Source organism: Streptomyces sp. NPDC030245 (assembly GCF_055572995.1).
Genome location: NZ_JBVICF010000005.1, coordinates 136,746 through 157,251, shown reverse-complemented (window position 1 = coordinate 157,251; position 20,506 = coordinate 136,746). Strand labels below are relative to the sequence as shown.

Below are 20,506 nucleotides of genomic sequence, written 5' to 3'. Positions count from 1 at the left end.
GCACTTGTCCACGCGGGGTCCGGAAACGGACCCCGCGCTGCCGTTCCGGGGACGGACACACAGGTACGTACGGCACAATGTCCCTGCCCGCGGCCCCCACAAGCGACGGAACGGCGTGATGAGCAAAACGATGTCAGCGAAGGACGAGGCCTCCGACGAGCGGGAGCGCGCGCACGCTCCCGGCGCTGTCGGTGGCAGTCGCGCGCTCGCCCTGCTTCTGGTGATCACGGGCGCCGCCGGTCTGCTCGCCTCCTGGGTGATCACTCTCGACAAGTTCGAGCTCCTGAAGGACCCGAACTTCCAGCCGGGTTGCAGCATCAACCCCGTCGTCGCCTGCGGCAGCATCATGAAGAGCGAGCAGGCGGAGGCCTTCGGCTTCCCCAACCCGATGCTGGGCCTGGTCACCTACGCCATCGTCATCTGCGTCGGCATGAGCCTCCTCGCCGGGGCCCGCTTCCCGCGCTGGTACTGGCTCACGTTCAACGCGGGCGCGCTCTTCGGCGTCGGTTTCTGCACCTGGCTGATGATCCAGTCGCTCTACCACATCAACGCGCTCTGCCTCTGGTGCACCCTGGCCTGGATCGCCACGCTCCTGATGTTCTGGTACATCACGTCCTTCAACATCCGGGCCGGTTTCCTGCCCGCGCCGGGCTGGGCCAAGAGCTTCCTGGCCGACTTCACCTGGGCGCTGCCGGTGATGCACACCGGCGTCATCGCGATGCTGATCCTCACCCGCTGGGGCGCCGACCTCTGGGCCTGACCGGCGCCCGGAGGGATTGTCAGTGGGGTGACATAGGGTTCTCGACGTGGAGCCCGACCTGTTCACCGCCGCAGCCGAAGACCGCCAGGAGAAGGATCCGTCCAGCAGCCCCCTGGCCGTCCGGATGCGCCCCCGCACCCTCGACGAAGTCGTCGGCCAGCAGCATCTGCTGAAGCCGGGCTCGCCCCTGCGCCGCCTCGTCGGCGAGGGCGGCGGAGGCCCCGCCGGACCCTCGTCGGTCTTCCTGTGGGGCCCGCCCGGCATCGGCAAGACCACCCTCGCGTACGTGGTCTCGAAGGCCACGAACAAGCGCTTCGTCGAGCTCTCCGCGATCACCGCGGGCGTCAAGGAAGTCCGTGCCGTCATCGACGGTGCCCGCAGGGCGATGGGCGGCCACGGCAAGGAGACCGTCCTCTTCCTCGACGAGATCCACCGCTTCAGCAAGGCCCAGCAGGACTCCCTGCTGCCCGCCGTGGAGAACCGCTGGGTCACCCTCATCGCCGCGACCACCGAGAATCCGTACTTCTCGATCATCTCCCCCCTCCTCTCCCGCTCCCTGCTCCTCACCCTCGAACCCCTCACGGACGACGACCTGCGCGCCCTGCTCCGCCGGGCGCTCGTCGACGAGCGGGGCCTGGCCGGCGCGGTCGAGCTGCCCGCGGAGGCCGAGGAACACCTGCTGCGCATCGCCGGTGGCGACGCCCGCCGTGTGCTCACCGCCCTGGAGGCGGGCGCCGGGTCGGCGCTCGCCAAGGGGGAGCGGGAGATCACCCTCCAGACCCTGGAGGAGTCGGTCGACCGGGCCGCCGTGAAGTACGACAGGGACGGCGACCAGCACTACGACGTGGCGAGCGCCCTCATCAAGTCCATCCGCGGCTCGGACGTGGACGCCGCCCTGCACTATCTGGCCCGCATGATCGAGGCCGGCGAGGACCCCCGCTTCATCGCCCGGCGCCTGATGATCTCCGCAAGCGAGGACATCGGCCTCGCCGACCCGACCGCGCTGCCCACCGCCGTCGCCGCCGCCCAGGCCGTCGCCATGATCGGCTTCCCCGAGGCCGCCCTCACCCTCAGCCACGCCACGATCGCCCTCGCCCTCGCCCCGAAGTCGAACGCCGCGACGATCGCGATCCAGCAGGCCCAGGCCGACGTCCGCGGCGGCCTCGCCGGACCCGTCCCGCCCCACCTGCGCGACGGCCACTACAAGGGCGCGGCCAAGCTCGGCCACGCCCAGGGGTATGTGTACCCGCACGACGTCCCCGGCGGCATCGCCGCCCAGCAGTACGCGCCGGACACCATCGAGGGCAAGCGCTACTACCAGCCGACGAGGTACGGCGCGGAGGCGCGGTACGCCGACGTGGTCGAGCGCGTCCGCTCCCGCCTCAAGGGCGAGCAGCCCGAGGGCTGAGCCATCTCGCCGCACCCGGTATAGTTGTCCGGAGCGCTGCGTCCCGTGTCCGGTCTCGTACCGGCACCACCAGAACGGGACACCCAGCCGGAGCCCCACCGCCGCGAGGCCCACCGCCACGAGGCAAGGGGATCCAGGAGCGTCGCGCACCGTCGAAGGTGTCGCGGGCAGCCCACCACCACCCCGGAGTCCCGGGAATCGGTCGGTGGGCCACTCGCGTGCTGCACATTGTGCCCAGACCAGGGAGCGGCTGCCGGGCCCGTCCACCAGGACGAGCCGGGTTTCCCAGGCTGCGGATTGCGACCTCCCCTAACCACTGGTGAAGCCGATTTCACTTAGAACAGAGAGGTTGGTTCATGCCGAACCAGTCCCGCCCCAAGGTCAAGAAGTCGCGTGCCCTCGGCATCGCGCTGACCCCGAAGGCCGTCAAGTACTTCGAGGCCCGCCCCTACCCGCCGGGCGAGCACGGCCGTGGGCGCAAGCAGAACTCGGACTACAAGGTCCGTCTGCTCGAGAAGCAGCGGCTGCGTGCGCAGTACGACCTCTCCGAGCGTCAGCTCGTCCGTGCCTACGAGCGTGCGTCCAAGACGCAGCTCAAGACCGGTGAGGCCCTGGTCATCGAGCTGGAGCGTCGTCTCGACGCCCTGGTTCTGCGTTCGGGCATCGCCCGCACGATCTACCAGGCCCGCCAGATGGTCGTGCACGGCCACATCGAGGTCAACGGCGGCAAGGTCGACAAGCCGTCGTACCGCGTCCGTCCCGACGACGTCGTGATGGTCCGCGAGCGCAGCCGTGAGAAGCCGCTGTTCCAGGTCGCGCGCGAGGGTGGCTTCGCCCCCGACGGCGAGATCCCGCGCTACCTCCAGGTGAACCTGAAGGCCCTGGCCTTCCGCCTGGACCGCGACCCGAACCGCAAGGAGATCCCCGTGATCTGCGACGAGCAGCTCGTCGTCGAGTACTACGCCCGCTGACCCGGACGTAGCTCACCCTGCTTCAGCCCGTCGCCTCCCCGCCCTTCGTGGTGGGGGAGGCGGCGGGTTCGGTCGTTTCCGGGGCCGCCGCGCAGCGCCCGCGCCACCGCCGCCTCCAGACCGAGCGCCGTCCCCGCGCGCACGCACTCCTCGTACCGCTCGTCGCCGAGCGCCTCGCGGGCCTGCCGCTCACAGAGCACGTGCGGCCCGCCGAAATGGACCGAGCCGAACAGCGGCAGACCCACCGAACGCCAGATGCGGGACGCGGCGCCCTGGAGCACCGCCGCCTCCGCCGGATCGCCCTCCGCCACGGTGAACAGCGCGAGCAGCTCGATGGAGAGGACCGTGCCGAGCAGATCGTGGAAGCGGTGGTCGAGATCGAGCGACTCGGCGAGCAGCTCGCGCGCCGTCGCCGCCTCACCGCGGGTCCACGCCGCGTAGCCGAGGACATAGAGGGCGTACGCGAGGGTCCAGCGCTCGCCGTGGTCCTCGCAGACCCGGCGCACGTCCTCGCAGAGCTCCACCGCGGCGGCGAGCTCGCCGCGGAAGGCCAGCACCATGGCGAGCTCCGTCTGCCCCATCAGGACGTTGCTGTTGAGCTCGCCGATCTCCCGGTACCGCTCCAGCGCCGCGCGCAGCAGCGCCTCCGCGCGCGGCAGGTCGTCCGTGACCAGGGCCAGACAGCCGATGCGGTGCTCCGCGTACGCCGCGGCGATCGCGCTGCCCGTGTGGTGCGCGCCGTCACGGCACTCGTGCAGCGCGGCCAGCGCGGCGACCGCGTCACCTTGCAGCACCGCCACATAGCCGAGCACCCACAGCGCCTTGAGCCGCGACTCCTCGTGGCCTCCGTCGAGCTCCAGGGCGCGGTCCAGCCAGTGCCTGCCCTCCGTGAGCCGCCCGCAGCCGACCCAGTAGAACCACAGCGTCCCGGCGAGGTGCTGACCCAGGTGGGTCCCGTCCCGCTCGGTCAGGCAGAACTCCAACGCGGCCCGCAGATTGGGCAGTTCGGCGTCGACGAGAGCGGCGATCTCCTGCTGGCGCGGCGAGAACCAGTCCAGCTCGCACCAGGCGGCGAACCCCACGTACCAGTCGCGGTGCCTGCGCCGCAGCCGTGCGCCCTCGCCCGCCGCCTCCAGCCAGTCGGCGCCGTAGGCCCTGACCGTGTCGAGCATGCGGTAGCGCACACCCGAGGGCCCCTCCTCACGGGTGAGGACGGACTGCGCGAGGAGCTCGTCCAGTACGTCCAGCACATCGTCGGCGGGGAGCCCGTCCCCGGCGCAGACGTATTCGGCGGCCTCCAGGTCGAACTGTCCGGCGAACACCGAGAGGCGTGACCACAGCAGCCGCTCCCGCGGCGCGCACAGCTCGTGACTCCAGCCAATCGCGGTCCGCAGTGTCTGGTGACGCGCCGGGGTGTCGCGCCGGGCACCGGTGAGCAGCCGGAACCGGTCGTCGAGCCGGGTGAGGAGCTGCGCGGGCGAGAGCGCCCGCAGCCGTCCCGCGGCCAGCTCCACGGCGAGCGGGATGCCGTCGAGACGCCGGCACAGCTCCATGACGTCCGCGCGATTGCCGTCGTCGAGGACGAAACCGGGCAGGCCGGCCGCCGCACGGTCGGTGAAGAGCGCGGCCGCCTCCGGGCCCGGCATCGGCGCGAGCGGGAAGAGCCGCTCGCCCTCGGTCTCCAGCGGGCGACGCCCCACGGCGAGCACCCGCAGCCCGGGGCAGTGCACCAGCAGATCGCGCACCAGCGGGGCGCAGGCGTCGACGAGATGCTCGAAACCGTCGACGACGAGCAGCAGTTCCCGCTCCGCCAGGTGCCCGAGCAGCACCTGGCGCGGCGGCCTCTTCGTGTGGTCCGTCAGCTCCAGGGCCTCGACGACCGCGTGGTCGAGCAGGTCCGGGTCCCGCAGCGCCGTGAGATCCACCAGCCAGGCGCCGTCGCGCGGTCCGCTCCGCGCTGCGGCCCGCACGGCGAGACGGGACTTCCCGACCCCGCCGACGCCGGTGACCGTGACCAGCCGCCCGGCCTCCAACGCGGCCGCCAGCTCGGTGAGTTCGGCCTCGCGCCCGACGAAGGCGTTCAGTTCCAGGGGGAGATTGCCGGGCTGAGAAGGTCGCATGGGGCACGGAGCGTACCCAGTCGAATGCGCTCCGTACAAACAGACCGGACAACTCCTGGGCAGGCGGCGGGGAATGCGGTACGGAGCGACGCCACCGGCGCGATAGGGTCGGAGGACGACTTTTAGATGTCCAGGTACGAAGTTCAGGGACGAGATTCAGGGAGCGGTGCCAAGTGTCCGGTGGAGAGGTTGCCGGGATCCTGGTGGCCGTCTTCTGGGCGATCCTGGTCTCCTTCCTCGCGGTGGCACTGGCGAGGCTGGCCCAGACGCTCAGGGCGACCACCAAGCTCGTCGCGGACGTGACCGAGCAGGCGGTGCCCCTGCTGGCGGACGCCTCCACCGCGGTGCGCTCCGCGCAGACGCAGATCGACCGCGTCGACGCCATCGCCTCCGACGTCCAGGAGGTCACGTCGAACGCCTCGGCGCTCTCCACGACGGTCGCCTCCACCTTCGGCGGCCCGCTCGTCAAGGTGGCCGCGTTCGGTTACGGCGTGCGCCGGGCCATCAGCCGCAAGGCCGCCCCCGCGGCGGAGGAAATGCCCGCCAAGCCGTCCCGTCGTACGGTGATCGTGGGCCGAACCGTCCCGTCCGCACGGCGGACCAAGCGGGCCAACCGGAGTAAGAGGGACTGACGCAGCGATGTTCCGCCGTACGTTCTGGTTCACCGCGGGCGCAGCCGCCGGCGTGTGGGCCACCACCAAGGTCAACCGCAAGCTCAAGCAGCTGACCCCCGAGAGCCTCGCCGCGCAGGCCGCGAACAAGGCGATCGAGACGGGTCACCGCCTGAAGGACTTCGCGCTCGACATCCGCGACGGCATGGCCGAGCGTGAGGCCGAGCTGGACGAGGCGCTGGGGCTGCGGGACCACCCCGACGCCGAGCTGCCCCCGTCGCGCCGCTTCGCGGTCATCGAGAACCACATCAGCAACAAGAACCACACGAAGACGCAGTACAACTGGAATGAGGACCACTGATGGAGTCGGCTGAAATCCGCCGCCGCTGGCTGAGCTTCTTCGAGGAGCGCGGGCACACCGTCGTCCCTTCGGCGTCGCTCATCGCGGACGACCCGACTCTGCTGCTCGTCCCCGCGGGCATGGTGCCCTTCAAGCCCTACTTCCTGGGTGAGGTCAAGCCGCCCGCGCCGCGCGTCACCAGCGTGCAGAAGTGCGTGCGCACGCCCGACATCGAAGAGGTCGGCAAGACCACGCGCCACGGCACGTTCTTCCAGATGTGCGGCAACTTCTCCTTCGGCGACTACTTCAAGGAAGGCGCCATCACGCTCTCCTGGGAGCTGCTGACCAGCCCCGTGGAGAAGGGCGGCTTCGGCCTCGACCCCGAGCGGCTGTGGATCACGGTCTACCTCGACGACGACGAGGCCGAGCAGATCTGGCGCGAGAAGGTCGGCGTCCCGGCCGAGCGCATCCAGCGCCTGGGCAAGAAGGACAACTTCTGGTCCATGGGCGTGCCCGGACCCTGCGGCCCCTGCTCGGAGATCAACTACGACCGCGGCCCGGAGTTCGGCGTCGAGGGCGGCCCGGCCGTCAACGACGAGCGGTACGTGGAGATCTGGAACCTGGTCTTCATGCAGTACGAGCGCGGCGAGGGCACCTCGAAGGAGGACTTCGAGATCCTCGGCGAGCTGCCGACCAAGAACATCGACACCGGTCTCGGTCTCGAGCGTCTCGCCATGATCCTCCAGGGCGTACAGAACATGTACGAGACGGACACCCTGCGCGTCGTCATGGACAAGGCCACCGAGCTCACCGGCGTGCGCTACGGCGCGGAGCACGGCTCGGACGTCTCCCTGCGCGTGGTCGCCGACCACATCCGTACGTCCACGATGCTCATCGGCGACGGCGTCACCCCCGGCAACGAGGGCCGCGGCTACGTGCTGCGCCGCATCATGCGCCGCGCCATCCGCAACATGCGTCTGCTGGGCGCCACCGGCCCGGTCGTCAAGGACCTCGTCGACGTCGTGATCGAGACGATGGGGCAGCAGTACCCGGAGCTCGTCACCGACCGCAAGCGCATCGAGACCGTCGCCATCGCCGAAGAGGCCGCCTTCCTCAAGGCCATCAAGGGCGGCACCAACATCCTCGACACCGCCGTCACCGAGACCAAGGCCGCCGGCGGCAAGGTCCTCTCCGGCGACAAGGCGTTCCTGCTGCACGACACGTGGGGCTTCCCCATCGACCTCACCCTGGAGATGGCCGCCGAGCAGGGCCTGACCGTGGACGAGGACGGTTTCCGCCGCCTCATGAAGGAGCAGCGGGACCGCGCCAAGGCCGACGCCATGGCCAAGAAGACCGGCCACGCCGACCTGCACGCCTACCGCGAGATCGCCGACACCTCCGGCACCACCGACTTCACCGGCTACTCCCTCACGGAGAACGAGGCCCAGATCGTCGGCCTGCTGGTCAACGGTGTCTCCTCGCCCGCCGCCACCGAGGGCGACGAGGTCGAGATCGTCCTCGACCGCACCCCGTTCTACGCCGAGGGCGGCGGCCAGATCGGCGACACCGGCCGCATCCGCCTGGACAGCGGCGCGATCGTCGAGATCCGTGACGTGCAGAAGCCGGTGCCCGGCGTGCACGTCCACAAGGGTGTCGTCCAGGTCGGCGAGATCACCGTGGGCGCCCCGGTGTGGGCGTCGATCGACGCCCACCGCCGCCGCGCCATCGCCCGCGCCCACTCCGCCACGCACCTCACCCACCAGGCGCTGCGTGACGCGCTCGGCCCGACGGCCGCCCAGGCCGGTTCGGAGAACCAGCCCGGCCGCTTCCGCTTCGACTTCGGTTCGCCGTCCGCCGTGCCCACGGCCGTGATGACGGACGTAGAGCAGAAGATCAACTCGGTGCTCGCCAGGGAGCTGGACGTCCAGGCCGAGGTCATGTCGATCGACGACGCGAAGAAGCAGGGCGCCATCGCCGAGTTCGGCGAGAAGTACGGCGAGCGCGTGCGTGTCGTCACCATCGGCGACTTCTCCAAGGAGCTGTGCGGCGGCACGCACGTGCACAACACCGCCCAGCTGGGCCTGGTGAAGCTGCTCGGCGAATCCTCCATCGGCTCCGGTGTGCGCCGCATCGAGGCGCTGGTCGGCGTCGACGCGTACAACTTCCTCGCCAAGGAGCACACGGTCGTCGCCCAGCTCCAGGAGCTGGTCAAGGGCCGTCCCGAGGAGCTTCCCGAGAAGATCTCCGGCATGCTCGCCAAGCTGAAGGACGCCGAGAAGGAGATCGAGAAGTTCCGCGCGGAGAAGGTCCTCCAGGCCGCCGCCGGTCTCGTCGAGTCCGCCAAGGACGTGCGCGGTGTCGCCGTCGTCACCGGGCAGGTGCCGGACGGCACGGGCGCCGACGACCTGCGCAAGCTGGTCCTCGACGTGCGCGGCCGCATCCAGGGCGACCGCCCGGCCGTCGTCGCGCTCTTCGCCACGGCCAACGGCCGGCCGCTGACGGTCATCGCCACCAACGAAGCCGCCCGTGAGCGCGGCTTCAAGGCCGGCGACCTGGTCCGTACGGCCGCGAAGACCCTCGGCGGCGGTGGCGGCGGCAAGCCGGACGTCGCCCAGGGCGGCGGCCAGAACCCGGCCGCCATCGGCGACGCCATCGCGGCCGTCGAGCGCCTCGTCACCGAGACGGCCTGATGACCGAGCCTGTACCGGGCATGCGCCGGGGCCGCCGTCTCGCCATCGACGTCGGTGACGCCCGCATCGGGGTCGCCTCGTGCGACCCCGACGGGATCCTGGCCACGCCGGTGGAGACGGTGCCGGGACGCGACGTCCCGGCCGCCCAGCGCCGCTTGAAGCAGCTCGCCGACGAGTACGAGCCGATCGAGATCGTCGTCGGCCTCCCTCGCTCCCTCAACGGGGGCGAGGGCCCGGCGGCCGCCAAGGTCCGCGCGTTCACCCAGGACCTCGCCCGCATGGTCGCCCCCATTGCGGTGAGGCTCGTGGACGAGAGGATGACCACAGTGACGGCCGGTCAGGGACTGCGCGCCTCCGGCGTGAAGTCCAAAAAGGGCAGGTCTGTCATCGATCAGGCGGCGGCCGTGATCATCCTCCAGCAGGCCCTGGAGTCCGAACGGGCGTCAGGTAAAGCTCCCGGCGAGGGCGTCGAAGTGGTCATCTGATCGCGATACGGTAACGTTCCGCGCGATGCGGCGGCGTTCGAACAGCTGCCGCACAGCATCAAGAGGCGGAACGGTTGCCCGGCCATCCCGACGGCGGCCCCGCCTCGCGGCATGTAGGGGATCGATGACTGAGTATGGCCGGGGCCCAGGCTCCGAACCGTGGCATCCGGAGGACCCGTTGTACGGGGACAGCGGATGGGGAGGACAGCAGTCTTCGGGCGGCACGTCCACCTACGGCGGCCAGGGGCAGTACCACCCGCAGCAGCCGCACCAGCATCAGCAGCCGCACCAGCAGCAGCAGCCACACCAGCAGCAGCCGTCGCACGACTCCCAGTACGGCGGTGACTGGAGCACCGGACAGCAGCAGGCCTACGGGCAGCAACAGCAGTACGGCGGTGACACCGGCCACGGTTACGACGGCGGCCCCGCGCACGGCTACAACGGCGGCGACGGTGGCTGGGACACCGGCCAGCAGGGCCAGGTCCCGTACAGCGCCGACCCGATGGACCCCTACGGCGGCCAGCAGGCCGGCTACGGCTCGGAGAGCCACGACTACTACTCCACACCGGACGCGTACGCGCCGCCGGAGCCGCCCGGTCGCCGCCGCCCGGCCGCGCCCCCCGAGTCCGAGGCCGAATCCGAGACGGACTGGGATCCGGGCCCCGACCAGGGCGAGCACGCGTTCTTCGCGGGTGACGACGCCGAGGACGACGACGGGTCCGGCCGCCGGGGCGAGAGGCGGGGCGGCCGTGGCGGCAAGAAGCCCAAGAAGCGCCGCAACGGCTGCGCCTGTCTGGTCGTCACACTCGTCTTCGGCGGCGGCCTCGGCGGAGTCGGCTACTTCGGCTACCAGTTCTACCAGGATCGTTTCGGTACGGCGCCGGACTACGCGGGCGAGGGCTCGGGCACGGCCGTCGTCGAGATCCCCAAGGCCTCCAGCGGTTACGCGATCGGGCAGAAGCTCAAGGACGCGGGCGTCGTGAAGAGCGTCGACGCGTTCGTCTCGGCCCAGGGGCAGCACCAGCAGGGCAAGACCATCCAGTCGGGCGTCTACACGCTCAAGAAGCACATGTCCGCCAAGAGCGCCGTCGCCCTGATGCTCAACCCGAAGAGCCGCAGCAACCTCATCATTCCCGAGGGCCGGCGGAACGTATGGGTCTACGAACAGATCGACGACCGCCTCGACGTGGCCAAGGGCACCACGGAAAACGTGGCCAAGAAGGAATGGCGGAGCCTCGGCCTGCCTGCCTGGGCCAATACGAACAAGGACATCAAGGACCCCCTGGAAGGATTCCTCTATCCCTCCAGCTATCCGGTCGCCAAGGGCCAGAAGCCCGCGGACGTCCTCAAGAACATGGTCGCCCACGCGACGGAGAAGTACGACGAGCTCGGCCTCGCGTCGAAGGCCAAGGACCTGAACCTCAAGAGCCCGCTCGAACTCCTCACCGTGGCGAGCCTGGTCCAGGCCGAAGGCAAGTACAAGCACGACTTCGAGAAGGTCGCCACGGTCGTCTACAACCGCCTGAAGCCCAACAACACCGAGACGTACGGCCTGTTGGACTTCGACTCGACGGTGAACTACCTGCGCGGCAAGTCCGAGTTGGCGACGGGCTCGGTCGACGAGCTCCGCAGGCTCAAGGACCCGTACAACACCTACAAGATCAAGGGCCTGCCGCCCGGGCCGATCGGAAACCCGGGCGAGGTCGCACTCAATTCGGCACTGCATCCCGCCAAGGGCGACTGGTACTACTTCGTCTCCGTCAGCGAGGACAAGACGCTCTTCGCCGAGACGAACGAGGAACAGAACCGGAACCGCGAGAAATACCTGAAGGGGCAATGAGCGCGCAGAAGCGACGAGCCGGAGTCCTCGGCTCCCCGATCGCCCATTCACTCTCCCCGGTGCTGCACGGCGCGGCCTACCAGGAATTGGGCCTCAGTGACTGGACGTACGACCGTTTCGAGATCGACGAGGCGGCACTGCCCGAATTCGTCGAAAAACTCGGCCCCGAATGGGCCGGGCTGTCGCTGACCATGCCGTTGAAGCGGGCCATCATGCCGCTGCTCGACGAGGTCAGCGAGACCGCCATGTCCGTCGAGGCGGTGAACACGGTGGTGTTCGGCCCCGACGGGCGGCGCACCGGTGACAACACCGACATCCCCGGCATGGTCGCCGCGCTCCGTGAGCACGGCATCGAGCAGGTCGAGTCGGCCGCGATCCTCGGCGCGGGCGCCACCGCGTCGTCGGCGCTGGCCGCGCTCGCGCGGATCTGCACGGGCGAGGTCGTCGTCTACGTACGGAGTGATGCCCGCGCCGCCGAGATGCGGCAGTGGGGCGAGCGGCTTGACGTGGAGGTCAGGACCGAGGCGTGGGAGGACGCCCGCGAGGCGCTGACCGCCCCCCTGGTGATCGCCACGACTCCCGCGGGCACCACGGACGCGCTGGCCGCCCTCGTCCCCGAGAGGCCGGCCACCCTCTTCGACGTGCTGTACGACCCGTGGCCCACTGATCTCGCGGCGCGCTGGTCGGCGTACGGCGGCGCGGTCGTCAGCGGACTCGACCTGCTCGTGCACCAGGCCGTGCTCCAGGTCGAGCAGATGACGGGCCGCGCGCCCGCGCCGCTGGCCGCCATGCGCCAGGCGGGGGAGCGCGCGCTCGCCGCCCGGTAAATCCCTGGTCGCGCCGTGGTCGAGGCGCGGCCGAGGGGTGGCCGAGGGGTGGCCCAGGGCCGTCCGTCAGATGGACCGGACGGCAGGTCGCGCCTCAGGTCGTGGGAGGATCGGGGGTGGCGGGCCAGGGCCGCGCACCCGGCCGCGCCGTCGAAGACCGCAGTTCGAGGCGCGAGCATGAGGAGCACACCGTTGAGCAGGTTGCGTTGGCTGACCGCGGGGGAGTCGCACGGACCCGCGCTTGTCGCGACGTTGGAGGGTCTTCCCGCCGGCGTGCCGATCACGACGGAGATGGTGGCGGATCATCTGGCGCGGCGGCGGCTGGGGTATGGCCGTGGTGCGCGGATGAAGTTCGAGCGTGATGAGGTCACGTTCCTGGGTGGTGTGCGGCACGGGCTGAGCATGGGTTCGCCCATCGCGATCATGGTGGGCAATACGGAGTGGCCCAAGTGGGAGCAGGTCATGTCGGCCGATCCGGTGGATCCGGCGGTCCTGGCCGATCTGGCGCGGAACGCGCCGCTGACGCGGCCCCGGCCGGGGCATGCGGACCTGGCGGGCATGCAGAAGTACGGCTTCGACGAGGCGCGTCCGGTGCTGGAGCGTGCTTCGGCGCGGGAGACCGCGGCGCGGGTGGCGCTGGGTGCGGTGGCGCGTTCGTATGTGAGGGAGACGGCGGGGATCGAGATCGTCTCGCACGTCACGGAGCTGGCGGCGGCGAAGGCGCCCTACGGGGTGTACCCCACTCCTGCCGATGTGGAGAGGCTGGACGCGGATCCGGTGCGCTGTCTGGATGCGGATGCGTCGAAGGCGATGGTCGCGGAGATCGACCAGGCGCACAAGGACGGCGACACGCTGGGTGGTGTGGTCGAGGTCCTGGCGTACGGAGTGCCGGTGGGTCTGGGCTCGCACGTGCACTGGGACCGGCGGCTGGATGCGCGGCTGGCGGCGGCGCTGATGGGTATCCAGGCGATCAAGGGTGTGGAGGTCGGGGACGGCTTCGAGCTGGCGCGGGTGCCGGGTTCCAAGGCGCACGACGAGATCGTCACCACGGATGACGGCATCAAGCGCACGTCTGGCCGCTCGGGTGGTACCGAGGGTGGTCTGACCACCGGTGAGCTGCTGCGTGTACGTGCTGCGATGAAGCCGATCGCGACGGTGCCGCGTGCGTTGGCGACGATCGATGTGGCCACGGGTGAGGCGGCGAAGGCGCACCACCAGCGTTCCGATGTGTGTGCGGTGCCGGCGGCCGGCATTGTGGCCGAGGCCATGGTGGCGCTCGTCCTGGCCGACGCCGTTGCCGAGAAGTTCGGGGGCGACAGCGTGCCCGAGACGCGGCGCAACGTGCAGTCCTACCTCGACAACCTCCAGATCCGGTGAGCGGTCCGCAGATCGTCCTCGTCGGGCCCATGGGCGTGGGCAAGACGACGGTCGGTGAGCTGCTCGCCGAGCGGCTGGGTGTCACGTTCCGGGACACCGACGCCGACATCGTCGCCGCCCAGGGGCGGGAGATCTCCGACATCTTCGTCGACGAGGGCGAGCCGTACTTCCGCGGCCTGGAGAAAGCCGCAGTGGCGAGTGCCCTCGCGGAACACGACGGCGTCCTCGCCCTCGGCGGCGGCGCGATCCTCGACGGGACGACGCGCGCGCTCCTCGGCGCCCACCCCGTCGTCTACCTCTCGATGGACGTCGAGGAGGCCGTCAAGCGCACCGGCCTCAACCAGGCGCGCCCGCTGCTGGCCGTCAACCCGCGCAAGCAGTGGCGCGAGCTGATGGACGCCCGCCGTCAGCTGTACGCCGAAGTCGCCCGCGCGGTCGTCGCCACTGACGGCCGCACCCCCGATGAGGTCGCCCAGGCGGTCCTCGACGCACTGGAGTTGAAGGAAGCATGACGACGGAGCAGACCCCCACCCGTATCCAGGTCGGTGGCACCGCCGGCACGGATCCGTACGAGGTCCTGGTCGGTCGGCAGCTCCTCGGCGAGCTGCCCGGCCTCATCGGCGACCAGGCCAAGCGGGTCGCCGTGATCCACCCCGAGGCGCTCGCCGAGACCGGTGACGCGCTCCGCCAGGACCTCGCCGACCAGGGCTACGAGGCTGTCGCCATCCAGATCCCGAACGCCGAGGAGGCCAAGACGGCGGAGGTCGCGGCGTACTGCTGGAAGGCCCTCGGCCAATCCGGCTTCACGCGCAGCGACGTCATCGTCGGCGTCGGAGGCGGGGCCTCCACCGACCTCGCCGGGTTCGTGGCCGCGACCTGGCTGCGCGGGGTGCGGTGGATCGCCGTGCCGACCACGGTGCTCGGCATGGTGGACGCGGCGGTCGGCGGCAAGACCGGCATCAACACCGCCGAGGGCAAGAACCTGGTGGGCTCCTTCCACCCGCCGGCCGGGGTCCTCTGCGACCTGGCGGCGCTGGACTCGCTCCCCGTCAACGACTACGTCTCCGGGCTCGCGGAGATCATCAAGGCCGGTTTCATCGCCGACCCGGTGATCCTTGAGCTCATCGAGGCGGACCCGGAGGCGGCGCGTACGCCCGCGGGACCGCACACCGCCGAGCTCATCGAGCGCTCCATCAGGGTCAAGGCCGAGGTCGTCTCGGGCGACCTCAAGGAGGCGGGCCTGCGCGAGATCCTCAACTACGGTCACACCCTCGCGCACGCCATCGAGAAGAACGAGCGCTACAAGTGGCGGCACGGCGCCGCGGTCTCCGTCGGCATGCACTTCGCGGCCGAACTCGGCCGTCTGGCGGGCCGCCTCGACGACGCGACGGCCGACCGGCACCGCACGGTCCTCGAATCGGTCGGGCTGCCGCTGACCTACCGCTACGACCAGTGGCCCAAGCTCCTGGAGACCATGAAGGTCGACAAGAAGTCGCGCGGTGACCTGCTGCGCTTCATCGTCCTCGACGGACTCGGCAAGCCGACGGTCCTTGAGGGCCCCGACCCGGCCGTTCTCCTCGCCGCGTACGGCGAAGTGGGGCAGTAACCGGCGCTCCGTGGCCGCCGGATCCGGCCACGGGCACGTCTCGGCCTCCCCGGCCGTTCACACAACGGCGGCCGGGGACGGTACCGTTCGGTAACGGGCGGCCCGGCCGCCGCCCGACCAGCGTCAGTCGCACGAGACGGAGTGGCACCGGATGCAGCACGCAGTGGGATCTCCGCTGCCGCCGCCCCATCAGCCGGGGCACGGACCGGCCACCGGCTGGTCGCCGGCCGCACACCACCCGACCGCTCCGCCCCCCGGGGCGGCGCCGCACGGAGCGGTGCCTCCCGCGCCCGGCTTCACGGGCGGTCCCGTCCCGCCGTCCGCCCCGCACGCTCCGGGGCAGGCGCCGCAAGCCGCTCACGCTCCGGGACAGGCGCCGGTGCCGCACGCTCCGGTGGGCCCGCACGCGGCGCCCCAGCCCCCTCAGCACGGGCCGGGCCCGGTGCCCCCGCCGCCGGACGCCTCGGGGCAGACAGGGCACGTGCAACTGCCGCCGGGCGCCCCGGTGGCCATGCCGAGCCCTCCGCCGGGCACGGCGCAGAGCGACACCGGCGGCACGACACTCGCCGTGCTGCTCATCGGGCCCGCGGGCGCGGGCAAGACGAGCGTCGCGAAGTACTGGGCCGAGCACCGCCGGGTGCCCACCGCCCACATCAGCCTCGACGACGTCCGCGAATGGGTGCGCTCGGGGTTCGCCGACCCCCAGTCGGGGTGGAACGACCACTCCGAGGCGCAGTACCGCCTGGCCCGCCGCACCTGCGGCTTCGCCGCGCGGAACTTCCTGGCCAACGGCATCTCGTGCATCCTCGACGACGCCGTCTTCCCCGACCGCCCGGTCGTCGGCCTCGGCGGCTGGAAGCGGCACGTGGGCCCCGGCCTGCTGCCGGTCGTCCTCCTCCCGGGCCTGGAGATCGTCCTGGAGCGGAACGCCGAGCGCAGCGGCAATCGCCGCCTCTCCGACGAGGAAGTGGCCCGCATCCACGGCCGCATGGCCGGCTGGTACGGCTCAGGCCTGCCCATCATCGACAACTCCCAACTGGACGTCCCCGCCACGGCCCGCATCCTTGACGACGTCCTGTCCCGCGCCATCGCAAGCCCTCCGAAGTGGTAGCGCCCCCCTTCGGTCACAGTTGAGCCACCAAGCCTCCCCACCGCCTTCACGCCGTCCGAGGGCGGTACTACGGTCATGCCCCCGGAATGAGCCCGAAGGGCATGACATGAGCAATCCGTACGGCGCCCCACCCGATGTCCCCCGGCCCGCCCCGAAGTGGGCCCGGAAGCGATACGTGCTCCCTGCCCTCGTCCTCGCCCTGTTCGTGGGCGTCGGGATCGGGACCGGCGGGGACGACACCACCGGCGAGAAGAAGGCCGCCGCGGCACCGACCGTCACCGCGACCAGGACCGCGACCGCTACGGCGACGGTGACGAAGAGCCCCGAGGCCGGGCCGGCGCCGACCGTCACGGTCCGGTCGACGAAGACCGTCAAGGCGACCGCCACGGTCACGCGGGCTCCGGCGGCCGGCGGGTCCGACGACGGCGGCTCGGGTGGGTCCGGGGGCGGTGGCGGGGCCGTGTACTACGAGAACTGCTCCGCGGCCCGTGCCGCCGGTGCTGCTCCGGTGCGTCGGGGCGAGCCGGGCTACGGCAGGCACCTGGACCGGGACGGTGACGGGGTCGGCTGCGACAGCTGAGGGTCCGGTGGGGTGCGCGGGGGCGGTGCCCGCCGCCCGGTCGGACGCGTTCGTCGGGCCGTGTGGTGGTGGCGCTCTTAGGCTCGCCCCATGTCAGAGGTGTACGCGGTCCGCAGGGAGCGGGTTCGGGAGCGGTGTGCCGCCGGTGGTGGTGCGGCGGCTTTGGTCTCCCGGCCCGCCAATGTCCGCTATCTCGCCGGTGCGGCGCCCCGCGGCGCCGTGCTCCTCCTCGGTGCCGCCGAGGACGTGCTGCTGTGCGGGCGTCCACCCGGTGAGCGGCAGGACGAGGGGCGGCCCGACGAAGCGCTGAAGGTGCAGGTGCTGCCCGCGCCTGGTGCCGACCCGGCCGTCGCCGGAGCCGGTCTCGCGGCCGCCGCGGGCGTCGGGGCGCTGGCCGTCGAGGAGCACCACCTGACCGTCGCCCGGCACCGGGCGCTCGGTTCGGTCGCGCCCCGGCTGCGCCTGACGGATCTCGGAACGGCGGTCGAGCAGCTGCGTCTGGTCAAGGACGCCGACGAACTCTCCTGTCTGCGGATCGCCGCCGAGATCGCCGACCAGGCGCTGGGGGAGCTCCTTGAGTCCATTCTCGTGGGGCGCACGGAACGCCATCTGGCGCTGGAGCTGGAGCGGCGGCTCGTCGACCACGGCGCGGACGGCCCCGCCTTCCCGACCTCCGTGGCCACCGGCCCGAACTCCGGGAAGGGCGGCCACCGGCCCTCGGACCGGCGGGTGGAGGAGGGAGACTTCCTCTCCGTGTGCCTGGGGGCGACCTACCGCGGCTACTGCTGCGAGATCGGGCGTACGTTCGTCATCGGTACGTCGCCCGCCGACTGGCAGATCGAGCTGTACGACCTGGTCTTCGCCGCGCAACGGGCCGGCCGCGAGGCCCTCGTACCCGGTGCCGCCTGCCGCGACGTGGACCGCGCGGCACGCCACGTACTGGACTCCGCGGGCTATGCGGAAGCCCTTGCTCCGCTGACTGGACACGGTGTGGGGCTCGAAATCGACGAGGACCCTCAATTGGCGCCCGCGGCCATGGGTAAACTGGACGCTTGCGTGCCGGTCACCGTCGAACCGGGGGTTCACCTCCCTGGCCGGGGTGGTGTCCGGATCGATGACACGCTCGTCGTGCGCCCCGAGGCGGACGGCGGACCCGAGCTACTCACCATCACGACCAAGGAACTGCTCGCGCTCTAGCGCGCGTGCCCGCCCGGGGTCGTCCACCAGTCAGTCAGTGCAGGAGATTCCGCAACCGTGGCTTCCACGAACGACCTCAAGAACGGCATGGTGCTCAAGCTCGAAGGCGGCCAGCTCTGGTCCGTCGTCGAGTTCCAGCACGTCAAGCCCGGCAAGGGCCCGGCCTTCGTGCGCACCAAGCTCAAGAACGTGCTCTCCGGCAAGGTCGTCGACAAGACGTTCAACGCCGGCGTCAAGGTCGAGACGGCCACTGTCGACAAGCGCGACATGCAGTTCTCCTACATGGACGGCGAGTACTTCGTCTTCATGGACATGGAGACCTACGACCAGCTGCACATCGACAAGAAGGCCGTCGGCGACGCCGCCAACTTCCTGATCGAGGGCTTCACCGCCACCGTCGCGCAGCACGAGGGCGAGGTGCTCTTCGTCGAGCTGCCCGCCGCCGTCGAGCTCGTCATCCAGGAGACCGAGCCGGGCGTCCAGGGCGACCGCTCCACGGGCGGCACCAAGCCCGCCATCCTGGAGACCGGCCACCAGATCGCCGTGCCGCTCTTCATCACCACCGGCGAGAAGATCAAGGTCGACACCCGTACCAGCGACTACCTCGGCCGGGTGAACAGCTAACCGTGGCTGCTCGTAACACGGCCCGCAAGCGCGCCTTCCAGATCCTCTTCGAGGCAGACCAGCGCGGTACCGACGTCCTGACGGTCCTCGCGGACTGGGTGCGCCACTCGCGGTCCGACACCCGGCAGCCGCCGGTGAGCGAGTACACGATGGAGCTCGTCGAGGGGTACGCGACGCAGGAGCGCCGCATCGACGAACTCATCTCGCAGTACGCCGTCGGATGGACCCTGGACCGCATGCCGGTCGTCGACCGGAACATCGTGCGCCTCGGCGCCTACGAACTCGTATGGGTCGACGGGACGCCGGACGCCGTGGTGATCGACGAGGCGGTCGAGCTCGCCAAGGAGTTCTCCACGGACGAGTCGCCGTCCTTCATCAACGGACTGCTCGGACGCTTCAAGGACCTGAAGCCGTCCCTGCGCCGCGACGAGTCGTAAGCGTCGTCGTACGCCACCCGGAGGGCCCGCAGCAATACGCTGCGGGCCCTCCGGGTTTCCCGCGACAACCTCCGCGCGATAAATCCCTGGGTAAATCCGCGGGTAAAACAAGAAAAACCGCCGGGGTGGCCGCGGCCTTTCGGCTGCGGCCACCCCGGCGGCACGTTTCTGCTGATGTGTCGCGCGGCGGTCAGACCTCTTCGTGGGCGACGGCGCGACGCGCGTCCGCGTCCAGGACGCCCCAGCTGATCAGCTGCTCGGTCAGGACCGAGGGCGACTGGTCGTAGATGACGGCGAGGGTGCGCAGGTCGTCCTGGCGGATCGAGAGCACCTTGCCGTTGTAGTCACCGCGCTGGGACTGGATCGTGGCGGCATAGCGCTGCAACGGACCCGCCTTCTCCTGCGGGACGTGCGCGAGACGCTCCAGGTCGAGGACGAGCTTCGGCGGCGGCTCGGCGGCCCCACCGGGAGCCGTGCCGGGAAGAAGCTCCTGCACCGGGACGCCGTAGAAGTCCGCCAGCTCGGCGAGGCGCTGCACGGTCACGGCACGGTCGCCGCGCTCGTACGACCCCACGACGACCGCCTTCCAGCGTCCCTGGGACTTCTCCTCGACACCGTGGAGGGAAAGGCCCTGCTGGGTACGGATCGCGCGGAGCTTGGCCCCGAGCTGCTTGGCGTATTCGCTGGACATATAGCTCCCCGGACGCTGCGACATTATGCGGCTCCGCCGCGTGGCTGGTAACTCACTGTGAGGTTACGCAGCGTTACTTGCCTGCGTCAAGCCGAAAGGTCCTTACCGCCCCTTCGGTGGAGGCCGATGACGTGCACGGTGCCGGGTACTGGTAGCATGACTGGCGCAATTTCGACGTCCTTTAAGGTCCGTCCCGTGAGGCGGAGAAGGAGGTCCGTTTTCATATGGACACGCAGGACACCAAAGACTCCGCTGTCGCCCGCCCCGTACTCGAAGGGCCCGACATCGCGCGGGTACTGACCCGCATCGCCCACGAGATCGTCGAGCGCGCCAAGGGCGCAGACGACGTGGTCCTCCTCGGCATCCCCACTCGTGGCGTCTTCCTCGCCCGCAGGCTCGCCGAGAAGCTCGAAGGAATCACCGGCCGCACGATCCCGGTCGGCTCCCTCGACATCACCATGTACCGCGACGACCTGCGCATGCATCCGCCGCGCGCGCTGGCCCGCACCGAGATCCCCGGTGACGGCATCGACGGCCGCCTGGTCGTCCTCGTCGACGACGTGCTCTTCTCCGGCCGCACCATCCGCGCCGCCCTCGACGCGCTCAACGACATCGGCCGCCCCCGCGCGGTGCAGCTCGCCGTCCTCGTCGACCGCGGCCACCGCGAACTGCCCATCCGTGCCGACTACGTGGGCAAGAACCTCCCCACGTCGCTGCGGGAGACGGTCAAGGTGCAGCTCGCCGAGGAGGACGGCCGCGACGCCGTGCTGCTCGGCGCCAAGCCCGCCTCCGCGTAAGACCGGTTTCCTCCCTCACGGGCCCAGGGGCACA

General features: G+C 70.7%; 19 protein-coding genes and 1 pseudogene. 18 read left to right on the top strand and 2 right to left on the bottom strand.

Going from position 1 to position 20,506, the window contains the following annotated elements:
- Positions 1-118: 118 nt before the first annotated feature.
- The 3 genes from ACZ4Z4_RS15430 to rpsD all read left to right on the top strand — a co-directional run bounded on the left by ACZ4Z4_RS15430 (position 119) and on the right by rpsD (position 3,139).
- A complete protein-coding gene (locus tag ACZ4Z4_RS15430; protein WP_468327096.1) occupies positions 119-760 on the top strand; it encodes a vitamin K epoxide reductase family protein in 642 nt (213 codons plus the stop codon).
- 46 nt (positions 761-806) lie between these two features.
- Positions 807-2,168 (top strand): replication-associated recombination protein A, encoded by a 1,362-nt coding sequence (locus tag ACZ4Z4_RS15425; RefSeq protein WP_468327094.1) that lies wholly within the window; start codon positions 807-809, stop codon positions 2,166-2,168.
- Positions 2,169-2,524: 356 nt separating this feature from the next.
- Entirely contained in the window at positions 2,525-3,139 is a 615-nt protein-coding gene (gene rpsD / locus ACZ4Z4_RS15420; protein ID WP_125511570.1) for a 30S ribosomal protein S4, read from the top strand.
- A gap of 22 nt (positions 3,140-3,161) precedes the next feature.
- Here rpsD and ACZ4Z4_RS15415 read toward each other — a convergent pair.
- Positions 3,162-5,259, bottom strand: a pseudogene (locus ACZ4Z4_RS15415) (ATP-binding protein).
- A gap of 173 nt (positions 5,260-5,432) precedes the next feature.
- Between ACZ4Z4_RS15415 and ACZ4Z4_RS15410 the strand changes: the two are divergent.
- From ACZ4Z4_RS15410 to nusB, 14 genes are all read left to right on the top strand, one after another.
- The gene (locus ACZ4Z4_RS15410; protein ID WP_468327092.1) at positions 5,433-5,891 is read left to right on the top strand and encodes a DUF948 domain-containing protein; all 459 of its coding nucleotides are present in this window, start codon (positions 5,433-5,435) and stop codon (positions 5,889-5,891) included.
- A 7-nt stretch (positions 5,892-5,898) separates the two neighbouring features.
- On the top strand, positions 5,899-6,231 hold the full coding sequence (locus ACZ4Z4_RS15405; RefSeq protein WP_468327090.1) for a DUF6167 family protein: 333 nt from the start codon (positions 5,899-5,901) through the stop codon (positions 6,229-6,231).
- On the top strand, positions 6,231-8,900 hold the full coding sequence (gene alaS, locus ACZ4Z4_RS15400; protein WP_468327088.1) for an alanine--tRNA ligase: 2,670 nt from the start codon (positions 6,231-6,233) through the stop codon (positions 8,898-8,900). Before ACZ4Z4_RS15405 ends, alaS begins: the two co-directional genes overlap by 1 nt.
- The gene (ruvX, locus tag ACZ4Z4_RS15395; RefSeq protein ID WP_468327086.1) at positions 8,900-9,385 is read left to right on the top strand and encodes a Holliday junction resolvase RuvX; all 486 of its coding nucleotides are present in this window, start codon (positions 8,900-8,902) and stop codon (positions 9,383-9,385) included. The genes alaS and ruvX overlap by 1 nt, the downstream gene beginning before the upstream one ends.
- 124 nt (positions 9,386-9,509) lie before the next feature.
- Positions 9,510-11,225, top strand: a complete 1,716-nt coding sequence (mltG, locus tag ACZ4Z4_RS15390) for an endolytic transglycosylase MltG (protein WP_468327084.1) — start codon at positions 9,510-9,512, stop codon at positions 11,223-11,225.
- A complete protein-coding gene (locus tag ACZ4Z4_RS15385) occupies positions 11,222-12,052 on the top strand; it encodes a shikimate dehydrogenase (protein ID WP_468327082.1) in 831 nt (276 codons plus the stop codon). Before mltG ends, ACZ4Z4_RS15385 begins: the two co-directional genes overlap by 4 nt.
- Positions 12,053-12,244: 192 nt before the next feature.
- Positions 12,245-13,429, top strand: coding sequence for a chorismate synthase (gene aroC / locus ACZ4Z4_RS15380; protein WP_468327080.1), 1,185 nt, complete (start codon positions 12,245-12,247; stop codon positions 13,427-13,429).
- 29 nt (positions 13,430-13,458) lie between these two features.
- Positions 13,459-13,941 (top strand): shikimate kinase, encoded by a 483-nt coding sequence (locus ACZ4Z4_RS15375; protein ID WP_468327666.1) that lies wholly within the window; start codon positions 13,459-13,461, stop codon positions 13,939-13,941.
- Positions 13,938-15,035, top strand: coding sequence for a 3-dehydroquinate synthase (aroB, locus tag ACZ4Z4_RS15370; RefSeq protein WP_468327078.1), 1,098 nt, complete (start codon positions 13,938-13,940; stop codon positions 15,033-15,035). The genes ACZ4Z4_RS15375 and aroB overlap by 4 nt, the downstream gene beginning before the upstream one ends.
- Positions 15,036-15,186: 151 nt before the next feature.
- Entirely contained in the window at positions 15,187-16,146 is a 960-nt protein-coding gene (locus tag ACZ4Z4_RS15365) for a Pro-rich N-terminal domain-containing protein (RefSeq protein WP_468327076.1), read from the top strand.
- A gap of 106 nt (positions 16,147-16,252) precedes the next feature.
- Positions 16,253-16,726: an excalibur calcium-binding domain-containing protein gene (locus ACZ4Z4_RS15360; protein ID WP_468327074.1), complete on the top strand. Its 474-nt coding sequence runs from the start codon at positions 16,253-16,255 to the stop codon at positions 16,724-16,726.
- A 90-nt stretch (positions 16,727-16,816) separates the two neighbouring features.
- The gene (locus ACZ4Z4_RS15355) at positions 16,817-17,923 is read left to right on the top strand and encodes a M24 family metallopeptidase (protein ID WP_468327072.1); all 1,107 of its coding nucleotides are present in this window, start codon (positions 16,817-16,819) and stop codon (positions 17,921-17,923) included.
- Positions 17,924-17,980: 57 nt separating this feature from the next.
- Positions 17,981-18,547, top strand: coding sequence for an elongation factor P (gene efp / locus ACZ4Z4_RS15350; RefSeq protein ID WP_468327070.1), 567 nt, complete (start codon positions 17,981-17,983; stop codon positions 18,545-18,547).
- A 2-nt stretch (positions 18,548-18,549) separates the two neighbouring features.
- Positions 18,550-18,984 carry a transcription antitermination factor NusB gene (nusB, locus tag ACZ4Z4_RS15345; protein WP_468327068.1) on the top strand — a complete coding sequence of 145 codons (435 nt, stop codon included), beginning with the start codon at positions 18,550-18,552 and terminating at the stop codon, positions 18,982-18,984.
- Between the two features lie 190 nt (positions 18,985-19,174).
- On the opposite strand, the gene bldD is transcribed toward nusB, so the two are convergent.
- Positions 19,175-19,675, bottom strand: a complete 501-nt coding sequence (gene bldD / locus ACZ4Z4_RS15340) for a transcriptional regulator BldD (protein ID WP_030787240.1) — start codon at positions 19,673-19,675, stop codon at positions 19,175-19,177.
- A 224-nt stretch (positions 19,676-19,899) separates the two neighbouring features.
- Here bldD and pyrR point away from each other — a divergent pair, with 224 nt between their 5' ends.
- Entirely contained in the window at positions 19,900-20,472 is a 573-nt protein-coding gene (pyrR, locus tag ACZ4Z4_RS15335) for a bifunctional pyr operon transcriptional regulator/uracil phosphoribosyltransferase PyrR (protein WP_468327066.1), read from the top strand.
- Positions 20,473-20,506 lie beyond the last annotated feature (34 nt).